The sequence below is a fragment of the Streptomyces sp. NPDC059989 genome (assembly GCF_042736975.1).
Classification (GTDB): Bacteria; Actinomycetota; Actinomycetes; order Streptomycetales; family Streptomycetaceae; genus Streptomyces.
On record NZ_JBHWUO010000065.1, the window covers coordinates 1 to 21,911 of the forward strand.

Annotated in this window: 22 protein-coding genes; 14 read left to right on the plus strand and 8 right to left on the minus strand. The window is 73.0% G+C overall.

The annotated features are described in order from the left end of the window. Positions 1-224 precede the first annotated feature (224 nt). Entirely contained in the window at positions 225-728 is a 504-nt protein-coding gene (locus ACFWBN_RS35055) for an FBP domain-containing protein (RefSeq protein ID WP_385184241.1), read from the plus strand. On the opposite strand, the gene ACFWBN_RS35060 is transcribed toward ACFWBN_RS35055, so the two are convergent. From ACFWBN_RS35060 to ACFWBN_RS35070, 3 genes are all read right to left on the minus strand, one after another. Then, complete coding sequence (locus tag ACFWBN_RS35060) at positions 725-1,141, minus strand: PIN domain nuclease (protein WP_385184244.1); 417 nt, start codon at positions 1,139-1,141, stop codon at positions 725-727. The genes ACFWBN_RS35055 and ACFWBN_RS35060 overlap by 4 nt on opposite strands. After that, the gene (locus ACFWBN_RS35065; RefSeq protein ID WP_385184246.1) at positions 1,138-1,392 is read right to left on the minus strand and encodes a type II toxin-antitoxin system VapB family antitoxin; all 255 of its coding nucleotides are present in this window, start codon (positions 1,390-1,392) and stop codon (positions 1,138-1,140) included. The genes ACFWBN_RS35060 and ACFWBN_RS35065 overlap by 4 nt, the downstream gene beginning before the upstream one ends. A 133-nt stretch (positions 1,393-1,525) precedes the next feature. Beyond that, on the minus strand, positions 1,526-2,752 hold the full coding sequence (locus ACFWBN_RS35070; RefSeq protein WP_385184249.1) for an amidohydrolase family protein: 1,227 nt from the start codon (positions 2,750-2,752) through the stop codon (positions 1,526-1,528). A gap of 131 nt (positions 2,753-2,883) precedes the next feature. Here ACFWBN_RS35070 and ACFWBN_RS35075 point away from each other — a divergent pair, with 131 nt between their 5' ends. The 4 genes from ACFWBN_RS35075 (at position 2,884) to ACFWBN_RS35090 (ending at position 8,140) form a co-directional block, all read left to right on the plus strand. Continuing rightward, positions 2,884-6,165: a BTAD domain-containing putative transcriptional regulator gene (locus ACFWBN_RS35075; protein ID WP_385184252.1), complete on the plus strand. Its 3,282-nt coding sequence runs from the start codon at positions 2,884-2,886 to the stop codon at positions 6,163-6,165. Positions 6,166-6,339: 174 nt separating this feature from the next. Then, a complete protein-coding gene (locus ACFWBN_RS35080) occupies positions 6,340-6,528 on the plus strand; it encodes a hypothetical protein (RefSeq protein ID WP_385184255.1) in 189 nt (62 codons plus the stop codon). Between the two features lie 192 nt (positions 6,529-6,720). Next, entirely contained in the window at positions 6,721-7,539 is an 819-nt protein-coding gene (locus tag ACFWBN_RS35085; protein WP_385184258.1) for a class I SAM-dependent methyltransferase, read from the plus strand. A 28-nt stretch (positions 7,540-7,567) separates the two neighbouring features. Next, positions 7,568-8,140: a Uma2 family endonuclease gene (locus ACFWBN_RS35090; protein ID WP_385184261.1), complete on the plus strand. Its 573-nt coding sequence runs from the start codon at positions 7,568-7,570 to the stop codon at positions 8,138-8,140. 1 nt (position 8,141) lies between these two features. Here ACFWBN_RS35090 and ACFWBN_RS35095 read toward each other — a convergent pair whose 3' ends face one another. Then, the gene (locus ACFWBN_RS35095; RefSeq protein WP_385184319.1) at positions 8,142-9,740 is read right to left on the minus strand and encodes a FadD3 family acyl-CoA ligase; all 1,599 of its coding nucleotides are present in this window, start codon (positions 9,738-9,740) and stop codon (positions 8,142-8,144) included. A gap of 139 nt (positions 9,741-9,879) precedes the next feature. Here ACFWBN_RS35095 and ACFWBN_RS35100 point away from each other — a divergent pair, with 139 nt between their 5' ends. The 3 genes from ACFWBN_RS35100 (at position 9,880) to ACFWBN_RS35110 (ending at position 12,342) form a co-directional block, all read left to right on the plus strand. Then, a complete protein-coding gene (locus ACFWBN_RS35100; protein WP_385184263.1) occupies positions 9,880-11,031 on the plus strand; it encodes a lipid-transfer protein in 1,152 nt (383 codons plus the stop codon). A gap of 91 nt (positions 11,032-11,122) precedes the next feature. Beyond that, the gene (locus ACFWBN_RS35105; protein ID WP_385184266.1) at positions 11,123-11,569 is read left to right on the plus strand and encodes a Zn-ribbon domain-containing OB-fold protein; all 447 of its coding nucleotides are present in this window, start codon (positions 11,123-11,125) and stop codon (positions 11,567-11,569) included. Continuing rightward, complete coding sequence (locus tag ACFWBN_RS35110) at positions 11,566-12,342, plus strand: enoyl-CoA hydratase/isomerase family protein (protein WP_385184269.1); 777 nt, start codon at positions 11,566-11,568, stop codon at positions 12,340-12,342. The genes ACFWBN_RS35105 and ACFWBN_RS35110 overlap by 4 nt, the downstream gene beginning before the upstream one ends. On the opposite strand, the gene ACFWBN_RS35115 is transcribed toward ACFWBN_RS35110, so the two are convergent. Beyond that, positions 12,343-12,942, minus strand: coding sequence for a hypothetical protein (locus ACFWBN_RS35115; protein WP_385184271.1), 600 nt, complete (start codon positions 12,940-12,942; stop codon positions 12,343-12,345). Between the two features lie 177 nt (positions 12,943-13,119). Here ACFWBN_RS35115 and ACFWBN_RS35120 point away from each other — a divergent pair, with 177 nt between their 5' ends. The 5 genes from ACFWBN_RS35120 (at position 13,120) to ACFWBN_RS35140 (ending at position 16,849) form a co-directional block, all read left to right on the plus strand. After that, complete coding sequence (locus tag ACFWBN_RS35120; RefSeq protein WP_385184274.1) at positions 13,120-13,710, plus strand: NADPH-dependent FMN reductase; 591 nt, start codon at positions 13,120-13,122, stop codon at positions 13,708-13,710. Between the two features lie 98 nt (positions 13,711-13,808). Then, a complete protein-coding gene (locus ACFWBN_RS35125) occupies positions 13,809-14,321 on the plus strand; it encodes a hypothetical protein (protein ID WP_385184276.1) in 513 nt (170 codons plus the stop codon). Positions 14,322-14,382: 61 nt separating this feature from the next. Further along, positions 14,383-15,549 (plus strand): hypothetical protein, encoded by a 1,167-nt coding sequence (locus ACFWBN_RS35130; protein WP_385184278.1) that lies wholly within the window; start codon positions 14,383-14,385, stop codon positions 15,547-15,549. 50 nt (positions 15,550-15,599) lie between these two features. After that, complete coding sequence (locus ACFWBN_RS35135; protein WP_385184280.1) at positions 15,600-16,136, plus strand: SMI1/KNR4 family protein; 537 nt, start codon at positions 15,600-15,602, stop codon at positions 16,134-16,136. Next, positions 16,028-16,849 (plus strand): SUKH-3 domain-containing protein, encoded by an 822-nt coding sequence (locus ACFWBN_RS35140; protein WP_385184282.1) that lies wholly within the window; start codon positions 16,028-16,030, stop codon positions 16,847-16,849. Before ACFWBN_RS35135 ends, ACFWBN_RS35140 begins: the two co-directional genes overlap by 109 nt. Positions 16,850-16,912: 63 nt before the next feature. On the opposite strand, the gene ACFWBN_RS35145 is transcribed toward ACFWBN_RS35140, so the two are convergent. The 3 genes from ACFWBN_RS35145 to ACFWBN_RS35155 all read right to left on the minus strand — a co-directional run bounded on the left by ACFWBN_RS35145 (position 16,913) and on the right by ACFWBN_RS35155 (position 20,911). Continuing rightward, a complete protein-coding gene (locus ACFWBN_RS35145; protein ID WP_385184285.1) occupies positions 16,913-17,410 on the minus strand; it encodes a peptidylprolyl isomerase in 498 nt (165 codons plus the stop codon). 67 nt (positions 17,411-17,477) lie between these two features. Next, entirely contained in the window at positions 17,478-19,922 is a 2,445-nt protein-coding gene (locus ACFWBN_RS35150) for a PQQ-binding-like beta-propeller repeat protein (RefSeq protein WP_385184288.1), read from the minus strand. Between the two features lie 194 nt (positions 19,923-20,116). Further along, positions 20,117-20,911 (minus strand): VOC family protein, encoded by a 795-nt coding sequence (locus tag ACFWBN_RS35155; RefSeq protein ID WP_385184291.1) that lies wholly within the window; start codon positions 20,909-20,911, stop codon positions 20,117-20,119. Between the two features lie 307 nt (positions 20,912-21,218). Here ACFWBN_RS35155 and ACFWBN_RS35160 point away from each other — a divergent pair, with 307 nt between their 5' ends. Beyond that, complete coding sequence (locus ACFWBN_RS35160; RefSeq protein ID WP_385184294.1) at positions 21,219-21,866, plus strand: TetR family transcriptional regulator; 648 nt, start codon at positions 21,219-21,221, stop codon at positions 21,864-21,866. Positions 21,867-21,911: the final 45 nt, after the last annotated feature.

Here is a 21,911-nt window from a genome sequence, read left to right on the forward strand (position 1 = left end):
TGTGTTGGGGGGCCCCAGGGACTGGGGCCCGGGGGGCCCGGGGGGGCGCCCCTATCCCCCCCCCGGCCCGACACGGAGAGACGATGAGGCTGACGGGAAACCCCCAAACCCTCCCTGATGCCCCCCACTTGAATCCCGACCCCCGAAGCCACCGACCCCCGACCCGACAAACCGGACGAATATTCGGGTGCGCGCGCGGAGCCCGGCACGTAGCGTCGGCGTACGTGGAACCGCTCAGTGAGAACCAGATCCGCTCGTCCTTCGTGAACTGCACCAAGGGCGAGGCGTCGCGCCTGAAGATCCCGCTCGACTTTGCCGAACTCCCCTGGGAGGACCTGGACTTCCTCGGGTGGGTCGATCCGGGGGCGCCGCTGCGGGCGCACCTCGTGGTGCCGCGGTCCGAGGGGCCGGTCGGGATCACCCTGCGGGTGCCCGGCGCGGCCCGGACCAGTGCGGTGAAGTCCAGCCTCTGCCAGCTCTGCCTCACCGGGCACGCCTCGTCCGGCGTAACCCTGCTCACGGCCCCGCTGGCCGGTCCCCGGGGCCGCCAGGGCAACACCGTCGGCGTCTACGTGTGCGCCGACCTCGCCTGCTCCCTGTACGTACGGGGCAAGCGGCAGCCCAAGCTGCGCGCCGGCCGGTACGAGGAGAGCCTGACGGTGGAGGAGCGGATCGACCGCACCCTCGGGAACCTGGACGCCTTCGTCGCCCGGGTCACCCAGGGCTAGTCCGCCGCTCCGCGCGGCACGACCCAGCGCATCGGCTGGCCCGTGACTTCGGCGATCATGTCGTAGTCGCCGTCGTAGTGGAGGACGGTTGCACCGTGGCGCTCGGCGGTCGCCGCGATGATCAGGTCGACGGCTGACACCGCTTTCCAATTCCCCGCCTCGATGAGGTGTTGCTGGACCTCCAGAGCGCGGTCCCACGCCTCGTCGGGGGTCGAGAGCCAGGCGAAGGCGCCCATACCCTCCCGCACCCGGTCCGCGTCCGACTTGGAGCGGGCGCTGTGCATGATCTCGATCTCGACCGCACCGCATACAGCCAGCACCCCGGCGGTGTGCAGCGGGTGGACAACAGCGTGGACGGCCGGCTTGGGGTAGCGCGCGAGAGCCGACTTGTCGATCAGGTAGCGCTGCCTCATGCCGCCCTGTCCCGCACGTGCTCCGCCTCCGGGGCGGAGGGGGTGGGGGCGCCGGCGTCGGACGGCTCCACCGGGCCGGTCAGCTCGGGCAGTCCGCCTTCCGCGAGCCAGGACAGGAATTCCTCCCGCTTGCGCCGGTTGACCACGTCCTCAAGGGCCGCATTCACCGTCGCAACCTTCGTCTTCGTACCGAAGATCTCTGCGGCCTCCGCCAGCAGGGCATCGTCCACGTCGATCACAGTTCTGGCCATGCCGGACCTCCTGGAGAGGGGGGCAGGCTGCCCCGTCCACTTAAACGATATCAAGATCGGCGGCAAGAGATATCGTTTCTGCAGGCAGGCCACTCCCCAGCCCCCGGTCGGTCAGGCCGCAGTCAGGCCAACGTCACGCCCCCGGCCCCGCCCACAGCCCCTCCCCCGTAAGCCCCAGCAGGTCGATCGCGTTGCCGCGCACGATGCGGTCCACGACGTCCGGTGACAGGTGGCCCATCTGGGACTCGCCGACCTCGCGGGACTTCGGCCAGGTCGAGTCGGAGTGGGGGTAGTCCGTCTCGTAGAGGACGTTGGCGACGCCGATCGAGTCCAGGTTCTTCAGGCCGAAGGGGTCGTCGAAGAAGCAGCCGAAGACGTGCTCCGCGAAGAGCTCGGACGGCGGGCGCAGGACCTTGTCGGCGACGCCGCCCCAGGCGCGGTTCTCCTCCCAGACCACGTCGGCGCGCTCCAGGATGTACGGGATCCAGCCGATCTGGCCCTCCGCGTACATGATCTTCAGGTTCGGGAAGCGCTCGAACTTGCCGCTCATCAGCCAGTCGACCATCGAGAAGCAGCAGTTGGCGAAGGTGATGGTGGAGCCGACCGCCGGCGGGGCGTCCGCCGAGGTGGAGGGCATGCGCGAGGACGAGCCGATGTGCATGGCGATGACCGTGCCAGTCTCGTTGCACGCCTCCAGGAAGGGGTCCCAGTAGTCCGTGTGGACGGAGGGGAGGCCCAGGTGCGGGGGTATCTCCGAGAAGGCGACCGCGCGGACCCCGCGGGCCGCGTTGCGGCGGACCTCGGCGGCGGCGAGGTGCGCGTCCCACAGGGGGATGAGGGTGAGGGGGATGAGGCGGCCGCGGGCGTCCGGGCCGCACCACTCCTCCACCATCCAGTCGTTGTACGCCCGTACGCCGAGGAGTCCCAGCTCGCGGTCCTTGGCCTCGGTGAAGGTCTGGCCGCAGAAGCGCGGGAAGGTCGGGAAGCAGAGGGCGGACTGGACGTGGTTGACGTCCATGTCCGCGAGCCGTTCGGGAACCGAGAAGGACCCCGGGCGCATCTGCTCGTAGGTGATGACTTCCAGTTTGATCTCGTCGCGGTCGTACCCGACGGCCGTGTCGAGGCGGGTGAGCGGCCGGTGCAGGTCCTCGTACACCCACCAGTCGCCGATCGGGCCGTCGTCGCCCTTGGCCCCCATGACGGGGGCGAACTTGCCGCCGAGGAAGGTCATTTCCTTCAAGGGGGCGCGGACGACGCGCGGGCCGGTGTCCCGGTACTTGGACGGGAGCCGGTCCCGCCAGACGTGGGGAGGCTCAACCGTGTGGTCGTCCACCGAGATGATCTTCGGGAAGGTCTCCATACCCCATACGGTAGCGCTGATCTGACGAACCGTCAGCTAGTTGGAAGCGGATCGCTCCTGGACGGGCTGACGTGTACGCGCAAGACAGGGCAGACTGACCCTTAAACCAACGGAAGGCAGGGGGACGACAGATGGACGGCGTACCGGCCATCCCGCACCCGCGGAAGCACCCCGAGGCCCCTGCGGCTGCCGCCGCACCCGAAGCCATGGCCCCTGCGGTCGGCTCCGCACTCGACTCCGGCCCCACCGGCCGCCCCGGCGGGACTGCGGCAAGCGCCGCACGCACCGGCGCCACTGCCGCGGAAGCGGAAGGGGAAGCGGGGACCACCGCACGCCGCCCGTGTGCAACCGCCGCGCGCACCCCGGGCACCCCAGGCACCGCGGGAGCCGCAGGCACCCCGGAAGCCGTGGCCCCCGCACCCGAGGCCGCCGCGCGCGCCGCGGGCGAGTCCCGCTTCGCCGTCCTCGGCCCCATCCGCGCCTGGCGCGGCGCCGAGGCCCTGCCCTCCGGCACGCCCCAGCAGCGGGCCCTGCTCGCCGCGCTCCTGCTGCGCAACGGCCGCACCGCCACCGCGCCCGAGCTCATCGACGCCATCTGGGGCGAGGACCCGCCGCAGCAGGCCCTCGCCACCATCCGCACCTACGCCTCCCGCCTGCGCAAGGTCCTCGACCCCGGGCTGCTCGTCACCGAGTCCGGCGGCTACGCCATCCGGCTGCGCTCCGCCTCCACCCTCGACCTCGGCGTCGCCCGCAGCCTCGCCGCCGACGCCGAGGCCGCCCGCGCGGCCGGCGACCGCGCCCTCGCCCGTACGCTGCTCGCCCGCGCCCTGGACCTGTGGGACGGCGAACCCCTCGCCGGTGTCCCCGGCCCGCACGCCGAGACCGAGCGCACCCGGCTCGCCGAATGGCGCCTGCAGCTGCTGGAGACCCGCCTCGACCTCGACCTGGAGGTCGGCCACCACGCCGAGGCCGTCTCCGAGCTCACCGCCCTCACCGCCGCCCACCCCCTGCGCGAGCGGCTGCGCGAGCTGCTCATGCTCGCCCTCTACCGCAGCGGCCGGCAGGCCGAGGCCCTCGCCGTCTACGCCGACACCCGCCGGCTCCTCGCCCGCGAACTCGGCGTCGACCCGCGCCCCGAGCTGGCCGCCCTCCAGCAGCGCATCCTGAACGCCGACGCCGACCTGGCCCGCGCCGAGGACCCGGCTCCCGCAGCCGCGCCCGTCCCCGTGAGGCCCGCCCAATTGCCCGCGACCGTCCCGGACTTCACCGGCCGCAGCAGTTTCGTCGGCGAGCTCGGCGCGATCCTCTCCGGCGGGGCCGGGGGCCAGGTCATGGCCGTCTCCGCGCTCGCCGGCATCGGCGGCGTCGGCAAGACCACCCTCGCCGTGCACGTCGCGCACGCCGCCCGCCCGCACTTCCCCGACGGCCAGCTCTACGTCGACCTCCAGGGCACCGAGGCCCGCCCCGCCGAACCCGAGGCGGTCCTCGGCTCCTTCCTGCGCGCGCTCGGCACCCCCGACACCGCCATCCCCGACTCCCCCGCCGACCGCGCCGCGCTCTACCGCTCCACCCTCGACGGCCGCCGCGTCCTGGTCCTCCTCGACAACGCCCGCGACGCCGCCCAGGTCCGCCCGCTGCTGCCCGGCACCGCCGGCTGCGCCGCGCTCGTCACCAGCCGGGTCCGCATGGCGGGCCTCGCCGGGGCCCATCTCGTCGACCTCGACGTGATGAGCCCCGAGGAGGCCCTCCAGCTGTTCACCCGGATCGTCGGCGAGGAGCGGGTGCGCGCCGAGCGGCAGGCCGCCCTCGACGTCGTCGGCGCCTGCGGGTTCCTGCCGCTCGCCATCCGCATCGCCGCCTCCCGCCTCGCCGCCCGCCGCACGTGGACCGTTTCCGTCCTCGCCGCCAAGCTCGCCGACGAGCGCCGCCGCCTCGACGAGCTCCAGGCCGGCGACCTCGCCGTCAAGGCCACCTTCGAGCTGGGCTACGGCCAGCTGGAGCCCGCCCAGCAGCGCGCGTTCCGCCTCCTCGGCCTCGCCGACGGCCCCGACATCTCCCTCTCGGCGGCAGCCGCCGTACTGGACCTGCCCGAGTACGACACCGAGGACCTCCTCGAAGCCCTGGTGGACTGCTCGCTCCTGGAATCCGCCGCCCCCGGCCGCTACCGCTTCCACGACCTCGTACGGCTCTACGCGCGTGCGTGCGCCGAGCGCGACGAGCAGCCGCCGGGCGGGCGCGACGCGGCCCTGGACCGGCTGCTGGACTTCTACCTGGCCACCGCCTCCGGGGTCTACGCCCTGGAACGCCCCGGCGACCGGCTCCCCGCCCACCTCTCCGACACCCACTACCCCGGGCTGGTCTTCGGCGAGCCGCGCGCCGCCCTCGACTGGCTGTACGCGGAGGCCGACCCGCTGCTGGCGTGCGTCCGGCAGGCCGCCGTACACACCGACGAGACGGCCGGAGGGACGGCCGACGGGACGGCGGACGGGACGGCGGACGGAACGGCCGACGGGCAGACGAAGGTGCTGCGGCGGGCCGTGGACCTGCTGTGGGCGGCCAAGGACCTCGCCGAGTCGGGGGCCAACTCCAAGCAGTACGAGTCGGCCGCCGTAGCCGTGCGCGACGCGGCGCAGGCCGCGAAGGACCCGTACGCGGAGGGTCGGGCCCGCACCACCCTCACCAACGTCCACCTCGTCGCGGGCCGCTTCGCCGAGGCCGACGACGAGGCCCGCCAGGCCACGGCTCTCGCCCGCGAGGCCGGCGACCCGCTGCCCCGCTGCTGGGCGCCCAACGACCGCGGGATCATCGCCCTCTACCAGGGCCGGCACGCCGACGGCGAGCGGTACCTGCTGGAGGCCATCGAGAACTTCCGCGCCGACGGCAACAACGTGGGCGAGGCCAGCGCCCTGTGCAACCTCTCCCGCATCCACGTGGAGCTGGGCCGGCTGACGAGCGCCATAGACCTCGCCCAGCAGGGCATCACCATCTACGACCGGATGGGGCTGACCCTGCGCCTGGCCAACGGCCGCTACGCGCTGGGCATCGCCCTCACCCAGGCGGGACGGCTGGGCGAGGCCCTGGCGCAGCTCGCCGAGGCGCTGTCGCTGTTCCACGACAACCGCCAGCCCCTGTGGGAGGGCGTGACCCACTTCCGGCTGGCCGAGGCCCACCTGGCGGCGCGCCGGCCCACGCTGGCCGCCTCGCACGCGGAGCAGGCGATCGCGCTGCGCGGCATCGGCGGCGAGTGGCGGCGGGCGACCGTGCTGACGGTCCTGGGCAGGGCGCTGCGGCGGCTGGGACAGACGGACCGGGCGCGGGCGTGCTGGCGGGACGCGGAGTCGGTCTTCGCACAGCTGGGCTCGGCCGAACTGGCCGAGGTGCGCGCCCTGCTGGCTTCGGAGATCGCCGCCTGACCTGCGATGATGTCGGTTGAACGAGGCGTTCATCGTTCGTTTATCGCCGCACGGCACGATAGGTGCATCGACCCGGCGCGCCGGGGGAGGCGACTGGGTCGGTTGGAGGACTACCCGTTCGGCGGTCCGCGGGGGAATCGCCGAACGGGCCCTACCCATCCAACAGGAGAACCGATGACGACGAACGAGAACACCCTGCCGAACGACGGCACCGTCAAGCCGCTCGACAATCACGCCTCGGGCGTCGAGATCGAGACTCTGGACAACCACGCGTCGGGGATCGAGATCAAGCCGCTCGACAACCACGCTTCGGACGAGGAGATCCAGACGCTGGACAACCACGCGTCCGGTCCGCGTCCGTAACGCAGCAAGCACGCAGGCGCGCAGGTACGCAGGTACGTACGCGCGCTCGCGAAGACGTACGGGGGAAACGCACGGGGGACGGCGGTCGCGGTGGCCCGGAGGGGGAGCCACCGCGACCGCCGCCGTATGCCCGCGCCCGGCCACTCGATCAACGACGGCCCTACGGGGCGCCCGGGGATCTAGGCTGGAGCCGTGTTCACCAGCCACGGGCCCAGCGTCCGCGAACTCGCCGTGCAGGCCCTCTCCTCCGTCGAGCGCGGCTACGACCTGCTCGCGCCGAAGTTCGACCACACGCCCTTCCGCACCCCGGACCGGGTCCTCGACGCCGTCGAGGAGGCCCTCGCCGAGCGGGAGGGCTCTTTCGGTGCCGGGCTGGACCTGTGCTGCGGCACGGGCGCCGGGATCGGCATGCTGCGCCGGCTGTGCCGGGAGCGCGTGACCGGGGTGGACCTGAGCGCGGGCATGCTGGCCGAGGCCGAGCGCGCCTACGGGAACGGCGGCACCGGCGGACCGGGCGGCCCCGGTGGCCCCGGTCGGGCGGGCGACGCGCCCGTGGACTTCGTACGGGCCGACGCGCGGGACCTGCCGCCCGCGCTCTCCGACGCGTACGACCTGGTGGTCAGCTTCGGGGCCTTCGGCCACTTCCTCCCGGCCGAGCGGCCCGCGCTCTTCTCCGGGGCCTACGCCGCGCTGCGCGAGGGCGGGCTCTTCGCCTTCCCGATCGGCGCCCCGATCCCGCCGAGTTCACCGGTGTGGTGGGCGGTGGCCGGCTTCGACGCGGCGATGCGGGTGCGCAACGCCGTGTGGCGGCCGCCCTTCGTCATGTACTACCGGACCTTCCCCCCGAGCGGGGTCCTCGCCGACCTGCGAACGGCCGGCTTCGCGGTGGAGACCGTACCGCTGGAGCCCTTCGGGCGGCTGCCCTCGGGGGCCCCGCGGTGGCGGCTGGTACTGGCCCGCAAGGCCGGGCAACCGCGCCGGGCACCCGTACGGGAGGGCGCGGCCGAGTAGGCTGAGCCGACACCACTGGAGGACCCCCATGGCAGAAGAACTCCCCGAATGGATGCTTCCGCCACGCCCCAGCGGCTGGGAAGCGGATGACCTCGACCACTGGCCCCAGGCCCCCCGGCACACCGAGCTCATCGACGGAGCGCTGATCTTCATGATGTCCCCGCAGCGGTCCTGGCACTCCCGGCTCGTGGAGAACCTGACCTTCAGCCTCAGGCAGGCCGCGCCCGAGGGCATCGAGATCGAGCGGGAGATGACGGTCCGGCTCGACCGGAAGAGCCGCCCGGAGCCGGACATCCTGGCCTCAACCGTCGCCTACGACCCGGACCGCACCCGGTACCTCCCCGACGAGGTCGCCCTGGTGATCGAGGTGGTGTCCGAGGAGTCGGCCGACCGCGACCGCTCCATCAAGCCCTTCAAGTACGCCCAGGCGGGCATCCCCCACTTCTGGCGTGTCGAGGAGGAGGCGACCGGACCAGCCGTCCACGTCTACGAACTGGACACGGTCACCCGGTCGTACGTCGCCACCGGGATCCACCGCGAGTGGCTGAAGGTGTCGGTGCCCTTCCCCGCAGCCGTCGATCTGGGCAAGCTCACCCCGTGACTCAGCGGGCCCGCAGCTCGCGCTTGAGGACCTTGCCGCTCGCGTTGCGCGGTAGCTCCGTGACGAACTCCACCGCGCGCGGCACCTTGTAGTTGGCCATCTCCCGCCGCGACCAGGCGATCAGGTCGTCGGCGGTGAGGGTGGCGCCGGGGCGCCGGACCGCGTACGCCTTGCCGACCTCGCCGAGCCTCGGGTCCGGCACGCCGACCACCGCCACGTCGGCGATGTCCGGGTGCAGACCCAGGAGTTGCTCGATCTCGGCGGGGTAGGCGTTGAAGCCGCCGACGATGAACATGTCCTTGATCCGGTCGGTGATGCGCAGGTTGCCGGCCGCGTCGAGGACGCCGACGTCGCCCGTGCGCAGCCAGCCCTCCGGGGTGACGGCGGCGGCGGTCTCGGCCGGGTCCTCGAAGTAGCCCCGCATGACGTGGTGGCCGCGGACCCACACCTCACCCGCGGTGCCGGCGGGCTGCGCGCCCCCGTCCGGGCCGGCGATCCGCACCTCCGTGTCCGGGATGGCCCGCCCGGAGGTGGCGGCGATGACCTCCGCCGGGTCGCCGCGGCGGCACATGGTGACGATGCCGCTGGCCTCGGAGAGCCCGTACGCGGTGAGGACGGTGGCGATGCGCAGCTCGGTGCGCAGCCGCTCGACGAGCCGGAGGGGCACCACGGCGGCGCCGGTGACGACCAGGCGCAGGGCGGAGAGGTCGTGGTGGTCGCGCTGGGGGTGGTCGAGGAGGGACTGGTGGAGGGTGGGCGGCCCGGGGAGTACGGAGATCCGCTCGGCGGCGACGTTGGCGAGGACGGTGTCCACGTTGAAGACGGGCTGCGGGACCATCGTGGCTCCGCGCATCAGGCAGGCGATGATGCCGGCCTTGTAGCCGAAGGTGTGGAAGAAGGGGTTCACGATCAGGTAGCGGTCGCCCTCGCGCAGTCCGGCGAGCTCGCTCCAGACGTCGTAGCAGCGCAGGGACTGGGCGTGGGTGATGACGGCGCCCTTGGGGCTGCCGGTGGTGCCGGAGGTGAAGATGATGTCGGAGGGGGTGTCGGGGGTGATCGCCTCGGCGCGCTCGCGGACGGCCGCTGCCGGTATGTGGTCGCCGCCCGCCAGGAACTCCTTCCAGGTGCGGAAGGACTCGGGGGCGTCTTCGGCGAGGACGACGACCTGGTCGAGGTGGGGCAGGCCGGGCAGCGGGCCGGAGCCGGGGCCTTCGGCGGCGGCGCGGCGCAGGGAGGCGACGTAGGAGGTGCCGAGGAAGGTGCCGGTGACGAAGAGCAGGCGGGCCCGGCTGCGCTGGAGGACGTATGCCGCTTCCGCGCCCTTGAAACGGGTGTTGAGGGGGACGAGCACCGCGCCCGCGGAGACGGCTCCGAGTGCGGAGACGATCCACTCCAGGGTGTTGGGCGCCCAGACGGCGACCCGGTCGCCGGGTTCGACCCCGGCGGCGATGCAGGCGGCCGCGGCCCGCTCGACGCGTTCGCCGAGCTGCGCGTAGCCGATGCGGGTGCGGCCGTCGACGACCGCCTCGCGGTCGGCGTACCGGTCCGCCGCGTCCCGGACCAGGCCGGCGATGCTGCCCCAGCGCAGGTCGCCCCGCATGTCCTCGCGCGCGTCCTCGCGCCCGCCGTCGCGCCCGTCCTCGTCCATCGTCCGCCCTCCCCAGTACCGATAGCTGACTATCCGTCAGATTAGCTGTAGCCTTCGCGGCTGTCAGTACTGGTGCACCCCGGAGGTGGCGATGGCGGCAACGCTCAAGGACGCGACGGCGATAGTCGGCATCGGCCAGACCCCCTTCGCCAAACAACTACCCCAGACCGAGAAGGAATTGGCCTGTCGCGCCATTCTGGCCGCGCTCGCCGACGCCGGCATCGCCCCGTCCGAGGTCGACGCCTTCTCCTCGTACACCATGGAGGAGACCGACGAGGTCGAGGTCGCCAAGGCCATCGGCGCCGGCGACATCACCTTCTTCTCCAAGATCGGCTACGGCGGCGGCGGTTCCTGCGCCACCGTCGGACACCTCGCCGCCGCCGTCGCCACCGGCCAGGCCACCGTCGGCGTCGCCTGGCGCTCCCGCAAGCGCGGCTCGGGCCCGCGGCCCTGGAAGAACACCGCCGTCCAGCTCCCCACCCCCGGCCAGTGGACCCGCCCCTTCGGCCTGCTGCGCCCCGCCGACGAGATCGGGATGCTGGCCCGCCGCTACATGCACGAGTACGGGGCCACTCGCGACCACCTCTTCAACGTGGCGATGGCCTGCCGCAACCGGGCCAACGAGAACCCGGCCGCGATGATGTACGAACGCCCGCTGACCCGCGAGATGTACATGACCTCCCGCATGATCAGCGACCCGCTCTGCCTCTTCGACAACTGCCTGGAGACCGACGGCGCGCTGGCCTGCGTGATCGTCTCCGCCGAGCGGGCCCGGGACTGCCGCCAAAAGCCCGTCTACGTGCACTCCGTCGCCCAGGGCCTGCCCGCCCAGCACCACGGCATGGTCAACTACTGGAACGACGACCCGCTGTCCGGCCCCGCCTGGACGGCCGCCCGGCACCTGTGGAAGCAGGCCGACTTCGGGCCGCAGGACGTGGACGTCGCCCAGATCTACGACGCCTTCACCCCGCTCATCCCGCTGTCCCTGGAGGGCTACGGCTTCTGCGGGCGCGGCGAGGGCGCCGCCTTCACCGAGGGCGGGGCGCTGGAGATGGGCGGCCGGCTCCCGATCAACACCGGCGGCGGCGGGCTGAGCGAGGCCTACGTGCACGGCTTCAACCTGATCAACGAGGGCGTCAAGCAGCTGCGCGGGATCTCCACCGCCCAGGTGCCGGACGCCGCGACCTGCCTGGTGACGGCGGGCGAGGGTGTCCCGACGTCCGCCATCCTGCTGAGAGCCTGAGCGGCGCGCGCCGCGAGACAGAGCCGCCGAGACAGAGCCACCGAGCCCCGAGCCCCGAGCCCTGAGCACTGAGCCCCGAGGAGGGCCCCTCATGACCACCGCCGAGGAATCGCTCCTGCTCCCCGTCCCCGACGAGGACGGCGCCCCCTTCTGGGAGTACGCCGCCCGGGGGGAACTCCGCGTCCAGGCCTGCACCTCCTGCGGGAGACTCCGCTTCCCGCCCCGGCCGTGCTGCCCGCACTGCCAGTCCTTCTCCTCCGAGTGGCGCCTGATGAGCGGCCGCGGCCGCATCTGGTCGTACGTCCGGCCGCATCCGCCGCTACTGCCGGCCTACGCCGCCCAGGCCCCGTACAACGTGATCCTCGTGGAGCTCGCCGACGCCCCGCACATCCGCCTCGCCGGAAACCTCGTCACCTCGGCGGACGCCCCGCTGGACTCGGTGGACCCGGCCCGGCTGCGCATCGGCGCGCGCGTGCAGGTGGCCTTCACCGAGACGGGCGGCGTGGCCGTGCCGCGCTGGATCCTGGAGAAGTCGTGACGCTGCGGGTGGAGCGGGACAAGGCGACCGGGGTCGCGGTCGTCACCCTGGACCGGGAGTCGAAGCGCAATGCCGTGGACCTGGCCACGGCCGCCGAACTGAGCGCGGTGTGGCGGGAGTTCCGCTACGAGGACGAGGTGCGGGCGGTGGTGCTCACGGGCGCGGGGACCGCCGCCTTCTGCACCGGCATCGACCGGAGCGTGGACGTCCCGCAGCCCTCCTCCCCGTACTCGATCGACGATCCGCTGGTGGCGATCGGCCCCAAGGCGGGCGACCTGTGGAAGCCGGTGATCGCCGCCGTCAACGGGATGGCGTGCGGCGGGGCCTTCTACCTGCTGGGCGAGTCGGAGTTCGTCATCTCCTCGTCGACGGCGACGTACTTCGACCCGCACACGACCTACGGGATGGTCAGCGCCTACGAGGCCGTGTACATGGCGCAGCGGATGCCTTTCGGCGAGGTCGCCCGGATGTCGCTGATGGGCACGGCGGAACGGCTCTCCGCGCGGCGGGCGTACGAGATCGGCCTGGTCTCGGAGGTGACGCCGCCCGAGGAGCTGCTCCCGGCGGCCCTGCGGGCGGCGGAGACGCTGGCCGGCTTCCCGACGGAGGCCGTGCAGGGCACCGTACGGGCGCTGTGGTCGGCGAAGCTGGCGGCGCTGCAGCAGGCTCTGGCGCAGGCTCCGGCGCTGATCACGCTGGGGAACCTGGCGCCGGAGCGGCAGGCGGAGCTGTTCGGCGGGCGGCGGCCGGGGACGGAGTTCCGGCTGCGCTGATCAGCGCTTGGACTTGGTCGGCTTCGGCGTCGACTTCGGCGTCGATGACGGCTTCGGCGTCGACTTCGACGTGGAGGCGCCGTCGGGCACGGTGGAGCCGCCGGCGTCGGTCTCGGGCGCGGCGACGCGGCAGTTCTTGACCTCGGCGGCGTGCGACGGGTCCTCCAGGGCGACATCGACGGTGCGGGTCTCGCGCGCCGCCAGGGTCACGCGGACGACGGACGACTCGACGACCGTCCCGGCGGCGTTCTCGCGGTACAGGTTCACCTTGAAGTCCGCCCTGCGGTCCAGCCGGGAGGTGAACTTGACGGTGGTGGTCTGCTGGGGGCCCGTGCACGTGACGACCACGGCGGTGGCCGGATCGCCGGTCGGGGAGGCCGAGGCGGAGGCCGTGCTGCCGTTGCCGCCGCTGTGGGACTTCTTCTTGGTCTTGGAGCTGGAGCAGCCGCCCCCGCTGCTGCTCTTGCTCTTGCTCTTCCCGCCGCTGCTGCTGCCGCTGCTGCCGCTACTGCTGCTTCCGCCGTGCGACGAGAACCCGGTCAGTGCGAACACGACGGCCACCAGCACGGCCGTGAATCTGATCTGACGTCCAGCCACCATGGTTCGAGCCCTCCCCTTGTGCGAACGGCCGGTCACGCTACCAGGCGCCGCACGCCGGTCGAACTAAACCAAACGGTGCAGTTGCGAGACTGAACTGAACGGTTTAGTGTCATCCCTGTCGGGGCCGCAGCGGCCGCGGCCACCGCGAACATCGCGAACACACAGGGGGGACCCGTCATGTCCGAGTTCAAGATCCTCGCCATCTCCGGCAGCCTGCGCGCCGACTCGCACAACACCGCCCTGCTGCGCGCCGCACGCAAGCACCAGCCCGGCGGCCTGGACATCGAGATCTACGACGGCCTGCGCGAGATCCCCCCGTACGACCAGGACCTCGACAACCCGCAGGACCGGCCGGCGGCCGTCGCCGACCTGCGGCGGCGGATCGCCGCGGCCGACGGGCTGCTGATCGCCACCCCGGAGTTCAACTACTCCGTCCCCGGCACCCTGAAGAACGCCATCGACTGGGTCAGCACCGACTGGACCAAGCAGGAGGGCCTGCCGCTGCACCGCAAGCCGATCGCGATCCTGGGCGCGGCCCCGACCAACTTCGGCACGGTGCGGGCGCAGCTGGCGCTGCGGCAGGTGTTCGTGTGGACGGACAGCGATGTCGTGGTCAAGCCCGAGGTGCAGGTGTTCCGGTCGCACGAGCGCTTCGACGAGCAGGGCAACCTGACGGACGAGACCACGATCAACCTGGTCCGCGGGCTCCTGGGCGCCCTCAAGACCAAGGTCGCGGCGGCGACGGCGACAGCCTCGGCGGCGCGATGACGGTCACCGCGGCGGCGCACCGCCCGGCCCGCCCGGGTGCGGGGCCCGGGCGGCGGGCGTAGCGTCGGGATCAAGACCCCTACCTCGGAGCGCAGGGCATGATCCGCAACGTCCTCGGCTCCCTGATGGGTCTGATCGGAGCGGCGGCCGCCGTCTGGAGCCCCTTCCGTGCCTGGTACGACGGCCGTCACGGACGCGATTACCGCATCCGGGACCTCTTCGCCCCCACCGGTATCACCGACCACGAGGCCGTCCTGCTCGGCTCGCTCCTCCTGCCCTTCCTCTTCGCCGCCCTCCTCACCGTGGCGGCGGTCCTGCGCCGCTCGCGGCTGCTCATGGCACTGGCCGGGATCGTCGTACTCGGCTTCACCATCCTGTGGATGGTCCGCCAGGGCCAGGCCGCCGGGAGCCTCACCGTCGGGGCCGACGGCGAGGGCATCGGCGACGGAGTCGCCAACGCCTTCGGCGCGGGCGCCCTGCTGATCCTGGCCGCGGCCGTGATGACCGGCCGCCGCCCCGGGTACCGCACGCCGCCGACGGCCGCCGCCCCCGAACCGACCCCGTACCGGGACGCCGCATGGCCGCCGAATCCGCCCGGGGACCACCCGTAGATTCGTAGGCACCCCCGTGGCAATCTGAACAACAGCCTTACTCACGGGGGGACTTGGGGATATGGCCATCGAAAAGCCCTTAGGGGCGGACACCCTGCTGGACCTGCTCGGCGCGACGTGGCCGGAGGTGAACGAGGACCTCTACCTGGAAGCGTCCGACGCACTCCGTGCCTTCGCCGAGCGCATGGCGGACGACGGCCATCTGGCCAACACGAACATCCGGCGCCTGCTCTCCACCGGCTCCGGCCAGTCCTTCGACGCCCTGAACGCGCACTGGAACGCCATCCTGGCCCGCCCGTTCGCCGACCTCCTGACCGCGGCCGACATCATCGCCCGCGCCATGGCCGACACCGGCTTCCGGGTCGGGGAGACCAAGCTGGCCATCCGGAACGTCCTGATCGAGCTGGGCGTGGAGATCAGCGCGGCCAACGCCACCTCGGCCCTCACCTTCGGCCAGAGCCCGGCCGTCGCCGCGTCGATGGCGGTGGCCAGGACCTCCATCGCGAAACACATCCGCCACTGCGTGCAGGGCACCACCCACACCCTCGCCACCGCCGAGGCCGACCCGGCCGTGACGGCGGTGGCGCTCATGACCGCCGAGCGCTTACGGAAGACGGGCGCGGAGGGCGGCGTCGCCGGCGGCGCGGTGGGCGGCTTCGCCCCCGCCGGGGCGGCGGGCGGCTCCAACGGCCTGGCGGTGGGCGGCGGGGCCGGCGGGGCGACGGGCGGCGCGGCGGGTGCGGCGACGGGCGGGGCGGCAGGCGGAGCGGCAGGCGGCGGGGCGACAGGCGGCTCCGTCGGCGGGGCGACAGGCGGCTTGGCGGCCGGTGGGGCCGTCGGCGGGGCGGCAGGCGGGGGCGGTATCGGAGGCGGCAGCGGGGGGTGGCTCGGCAGCGGCCTGGCGGACCTGGAGGTCGAGCACGCCGAACACGACCGCGCCCGCAACCGCCTCGGCGACGTCGGCACCCGCATCCACGGCAAGACCTCCGCGAAACTCGCCGAGGCGGCCGCCCACCACGCCGGCACCCGCGGCCGCGGCGTGATCGCCCAAGCCGTAGACCCCCACGCCGACCGCCTCCTGGGCGCCCTGAAGACCGCCACCGGCCACCTGGGCGACCACATCGGCACCACCCTGTCGAAGGCCGCCAAGCAGATCTCGACCGACCACCGCACGACGGACCACGCCGTCCACGCGTCCCTCACCCGCCGCCGCCTCTCCGGCAACTGACGCAGGCGCAGAGTGCGGGGGCCGGAGCGCGGCTGCCACGATGGACGGCCATGAACCCTTCCCTCGCCCACCTCACCCAAGCGATCCCTCCGACCGACACCCCCCGGACCCACGACTGGGCACGCGTCGAGGACGAGCTCGGAACCGCCCTGCCGGGCGACTACAAACAACTGGTCGACCTCTACGGCGGCGGCCTCTTCGACGACGCCGTCTGGATCCTGGAGCCGGACTGCCCCAACAGGCACTACGACTTGCTGACGGAGAACCGCGACCGCACCGAAGCACAGCAACGGCTCTGGCAGGCCGGAGAGCCCAAGCCCGCCCCACTCCAGGAGGCCGGATCCCGCGCCGTCGCCTGGGCAGTGACCGAGAACGGCGACTGCCTCTACTGGCTGGCCCGCCCCGGCCAGGAACCCGACCGGTGGACAGTCCTGATCAAGGAGGGCCGCGGCCGGGAATGGGAGTTCCACGCCCGGTCGTGTTCCGAGTTCCTGCAGTCCCTCCTCATCACCGGCGGCACCGAGTCCGAGATCTTCTACGACTTCCCCGTCGAAGGCCCGCACGAGTTCCGCTCCAGCACCACCTGAGAACAGGGCCTCAGCCGGTCACCCCCGCAACCTTCCATCGCCTCGGCGAGGACATCGGCGTCCGGCTCTTCCCCCTCGGGCGGAGCGATGCCGACGCCCCGATCGCCGTCGACGAGCTCGGCCGGCTCTTCACCGTGGACCACGGCGGGGCTCGGCTGCTCGGGGAGTCCGTGCCCGAGGGGCTGACGGCGCTCGCGCGGGGGCGGATGCCCGTACGGCTCACCGCGCGGGAGCGGTCCTGGACGCTCGGGCCGCTGCGGTCCGGCGAGCTGCTCACCGACGCCGTCAGGGTCGCGCTGACCGGCGTGTACGTCCTGCACCAGGCCGGTGCCTACAGCGCCCGCGAAGTCCGGCTGCGCGCCACCGCCCTGCGCGGGATCGGCGAGGTCGCCCTGGACCGCGGTTTTCCGCTGCCCGCGGGCTCCCTGGAAGCCGCGGCCGTGCCGCTGGTCCGGGGCATGAGCGAGGCGCTGGCCGAAGCGGGTGTCCGCGCCGAGGGAGCCGAGCTGCGGTTCTCCGTCCCGGCGCCCCCGGGCACCGGGACCGGGCCGCTCGCACGCGCCGCCTTCGGCTGTGTCCTGACCGTGGGCGGCTCGGCTGCCCTTCCCACCACCCCCGTCCTCACCCTCACCGCCGGGCCCGGAGCCTCCATCGGCCGGCCGGCCGAGGTCTTCGACGGCGTCGCCGCCGACTTCGGGCGGTTCACCCGCTGACATGGCGGCGGCCCCGGCCCCCGAGGGGGCGGGGCCGGCCGGCCGTGATGGCGGGTGGTGGGATCAGGCGGCGTCGACGACGCCCGAGGCCGCGACCTCGATCTTGGCGCGGGTGGCGCCGGACTGGGAGCCGAGGCCCTCGATCGTCTGGACCAGCTCCGAGCCCTCGACGACCTCGCCGAAGACGACGTGCTTGCCGTCCAGCCACGGGGTGACGACCGTGGTGATGAAGAACTGCGAGCCGTTGGTGTTGCGGCCGGCGTTCGCCATCGACAGCAGGAACGGGCGGTCGTGCTTCAGCTGGAAGTTCTCGTCGGCGAACTTCTCGCCGTAGATGCTCTTGCCGCCGGTGCCGTTCTGGTTGGTGAAGTCGCCACCCTGCAGCATGAACTGCGGGATGACGCGGTGGAACGGCGAGCCCGCGTAGCCGAAGCCGTGCACGCCGGTGGCGAGCTCGCGGAAGTTCTGGGCGGTCTTCGGGACGACCTCGTCGAAGAGGTTGAAGACGATGCGGCCGGCGGGCTTGCCGTCGATGTTGATGTCGAAGTAGACGTTGCTCATGGGGTCCATCCTGTCACTCCCGGTGCGTTCCGCTACCGGGAGGGTGCGCCGGGTGGGCCGAGTCGCCTCAGCCGGCCGTACGGGTACCGGTCCCCTTCGCCGCGTCCAGGGCGTACACGCAGCGGTCCTTGCTGCACGCGTAGACCACGCCCGCCTCGGCCACCGGGGCGCCCGTGATCTCGCCCCCCGTGGCCAGCTTCCAGCGGAGCTGGCCGCCCGCCGCGTCCAGGGTGTACAGGCAGTGGTCGGCCGAGCCGAAGTGCACCCGGCCGTCCGCGACCGCCGGCAGACCGGTGATCTCGCCGCCCGCCGCGAACCGCCACTTCGGGGTACCGGTGACCGCGTCGAGCGTGTACAGCGCGCTGCCAGCACCCAGGTGGACGCTGCCGTTCGCGACCACCACCGGGTCCGAGGACGGGCGGGACTCGGTGGCGATGCGCCAGCGGTCCTTGCCGGTGGTCGCGTCGAGGGCGTAGACCGTGCCCAGGTAGTCGGCGAGGTAGACCCCGCCGCCCGTGACCGCCGCGCCCGGCGCGAAGGCCGGCGGGGCCAGGAAGACCGCGGGCGCCTCGAAGTGCCAGCGCACCCGGCCCGAGGCCCGGTCCACGGACAGGACGCGGGTGCCGGCGACGACGTAGACGTTGCCGTCGGGCGCCGGGGTCACCCGGACCGGGACGCTGCCGCAGGAGGCGGCGTCGCCGACCGGGTAGGACCAGGACTCGCGGCCGCTGCGGGCGTCCAGGGCGCGCAGCCGCGCGTCCTGCCACACGTACACCGTGCCGTCCTGGAGGACGGGGGCCGCCTCCGGGGTCTCGAAGTCGGTCTGCGCGCCGGTCAGCTCCCACAGCTTCTGGCCGTTGGACGCCTCCCAGCCCTGTACGCCGCCACCGCGCGTGGCGGTGACGACCGTGCCGCGCTCCGCTCGGACGGCGTACACCCAGGCGTCGGTGGACAGCCGCCACCGCTCGGAGCCGTCGGTGGCGTCCAGCGCGTAGAGGGAGGGCCCGTCGGAGGCGTGGATGCGGCCGTCGGCGACGGCCATGGACCAGGCGACGTCGCGGGTCTTGAACTGGCGGCGGCCGCTGGCCACGTCCAGGGCGTGCACCTCGAAGGAGGTGACGTAGAGCAGGTCGCCGGCGACGGTCGGGGTGCCCCAGACCTCGTTGGACATGCGGAAGCGCCACGGGCGCCAACGGCCGCTGTCCGGGGCCGGGCCGCCGGGGCCGGGTACGGCCGCCGATGCGGAACCGGATCCGGAGGCGGGGCCCGGTACGGGCGCCACCGCCACCGAGCCGCCCGGCGGGCGGATCCAGCCGGTCGCCGAGTCCGCGGAGGCGTGCGCGGCGGGCGCCGAGGCCGTCGCGCGCGGCCCGGGCCCGATCGGCACCGGGGAGCCGCCGAGGCGGACGGGCTCGCCCGAGGGAACCGCGGACATCGGCGGGTGGTGCGGGCGCTGCGGGACGGCCTGCCCGGTCCGCGGGTCCACCCAGGCGTCGGCCCCGCGCTGCTGGCGGCGGTGCGTGGCGGGCCCGGAGATCGGCCCCCGGGAGCCGGCGCCGGCGCCGGCTCCGGCGCCACCGCCCCCGGGCGCGTTCCCGACCGGAGCGGGCGGCGTACGGTGGCCCGCCCGCCGGGCCTCGATCATCGCGACGGCCCGCCCGGGCAGCCACGCCGAGGCGGTCCCGCTCTCGTCGCCGCCCTCGAAGAGGTGCGGGGCGAGCTGCGCCTGCAGGTCGGCCGGGGTGGGCCGCAGCGTGGCGTCCATCTGCATGCAGGACTCGATCAGCGGACGCAGCTCGTCCGGGAGCCCCTCCAGGTTGGGGCCCTCGCGCAGCAGCATGAAGACCGTCTCCACCGGGTTCGCCCCGTGGTACGGCGGATGCCCGGTCGCGGCGAAGACCAGCGTCGACCCGAGCGAGAAGACGTCGCTGGCGCCCTTGACGCTGCGCGAGTCCTTCGCCTGCTCGGGCGACATGTAGGCGGGGGTGCCGACGGCGACGTTCGTCATGGTCAGGCGGGTGTTGGAGACCCCGCTCGCGATGCCGAAGTCGATCACGCGCGGGCCGTCCTCGACGACGAGCACGTTCGACGGCTTCAAGTCGCGGTGGACCAGTCCTGCACCGTGGATCGACTGCAGCGCCTCGGCGATCCCGGCCGCGAGCCACCGTACGGCCTGGGCGGGCATCGGCCCGCACTCGTTGACGATCTCCTCAAGGGAGGGCGCCGGCACGTACGCGGTCGCCAGCCACGGCACGGCGGCACGCGGATCGGCGTCGACGACGGCCGCGGTGTAGAAGCCCGACACGGCGCGGGCCGCCTCCACCTCGCGGGTGAAGCGGACCCGGAAGAGCTGGTCCTCGGCGAGCTCGGTGCGCACCGTCTTGATCGCGACCCGCCGTCCGGACGCGGACCGCGCGAGATAGACCAGCCCCATGCCGCCGGCGCCGAGCCGTCCCAGCACCTCGAAGGGGCCGATCCGTCTCGGGTCGTGCTGCGTCAGCTGCTCCACCACTCGCCTCCACACCTCCCCGTACGGGCCCACGCTCCGGGCCCGCTTCCACCGGCACGCGACGCCGGTACGGGGCCGTGCCCCGTGCAGCGTCTCACTCCGGGCGCCGCCCGGGTCGCGCAACCCCGATTCTGTCAGGCCCGCGCCCGGTCCGGCCCCGGCACGGCGCGCGGGGCGGGGGTGGGATGGCCCACTCGTTACGTGGCGAGCCTCGTCCGCGGTTCCGACAGCAGCCCGAAGACCGCCCCCTGATTGTCGGCGACGACCGCGATCCGCCCGTACGGGGTGTCGAAGGGATCGGCGGTGACCCGGCCGCCGAGCCGCTGCACCATCGCGACGGACTGGTCGCAGTCGGGGACGGCGAAGTAGGCGAGGAAGTGCGCGGGCATGATCTCCGGGAAGGCGTCGGTGATCAGGCTGCGGCCGAGGACGGCGGTCTCGCTGCCGGGCGCGCTGCCGGGCGGGGACCAGACGCGGTATTCGACGCCCGCGTCGTTCTGGTCCTCCGGGACGTAGCCGAAGACCTTGGCGTAGAAGACGTCCACGGCGTCGCGGGCCCGCGTGTAGACCTCGCTCCAGCAGTACGTGTACGGCTCCATCTGGGCCTCGAAGCCGTGGTGGGTGCCGGGCTGCCACAGGCCGAAGACGGCGCCGCCGGGGTCGGCGGCCATCGCGGCGGTCCCGTACGGGCCCACGGGCATCGGGTCCATCACCAGCTGGCCGCCGGCGGCGCGGATGCGCTGGGCGCAGGCGTAGGCGTCGGTCGTGTAGAGGTAGACCCCCCATACGGTGGGCATGCGGCCGTCGGGCTTGGGGGCGAGGGCGGCGACGTTGCGGCCGCGGCTGTAGGCCTGCGTGTAGTGGCCGTACTCGGCGCCCGCGCTGTCTGCGAAGGTCCACCCGAAGAGCTCACCGTAGAAGCGCTTGCCCGCCTCGACGTCCGGCAGCGAGGCGTCCACCCAACAGGGTGCGCCTTCCGCGAATGCGGCCATCAGCCCGGTTCCTTCCGTTGTGCGGGGGTGTGTACCCTCCCAACCCTCTCAGCCATGATCCGCCCGAAAACTTGTCCACAGCCTGTTGATAAGACTATTCGGGGGAAAGGATCAGGAAGCGGGCGACGCGCCGGGGGCGGGCAACGGCGGGGGCGGGCCACGGCCGGGCGGTGCGCCGGGTGCGGGCGACGGCCGGATTCCACCGCCGCGGCCTCGCGGGACGGGTCTCCGCCCAGGCCAGTGACCCCGTAACCCCATTTGCAGGCGGCCGAATAGCGCGCCGATCACCCCTCGGTAAGCTGACGGCATGACAGGACAAGTACGCACCGTCGACGGGCGTGTCGCCGGCCGGCGCGGCCAGGCGACGCGGCAGAAGCTGCTCGACTGCCTCAGCGAGATGCTCAGCTCCTCGCCGTACCGCGACGTCAAGGTGATCGACGTCGCCCGCAAGGCCGGCACCTCCCCCGCGACCTTCTACCAGTACTTCCCGGACGTCGAGGGCGCCGTCCTGGAGATCGCCGAGGAAATGGCCACGGAGGGCGCGCAGTTGACGTCGCTCGTCGAGGGCCGCACCTGGGTCGGCAAGTCCGGATGGGCCGCCGCCGAGGAACTCGTCGAGGGCTTCCTCGACTTCTGGCGGCGCAACGACGCGATCCTGCGGGTCGTCGACCTCGGCGCGGCCGAGGGCGACAAGCGCTTCTACAAGATCCGCATGAAGATCCTGAACTCCGTCACCAACTCCCTGACGGAGTCGATGAAGGAGCTCCAGGCCAAGGGCAAGGTCGACAAGGACGTCAGCCCTGCGGCGATGGCCGGTTCGCTGGTCGCGATGCTGGCCGCGGTCGCCTCGCACCAGAAGGGCTTCCAGACCTGGGGCGTCAAGCAGGCCGAGCTCAAGCCGAATCTGGCGCTGCTCGTCCACCTCGGCATCACCGGCAAGAAGCCGACCAAGTAGCGGCGGACCCCTTCCTTCCGGGGGCCGCCGCCGCTGGTTGGCTAC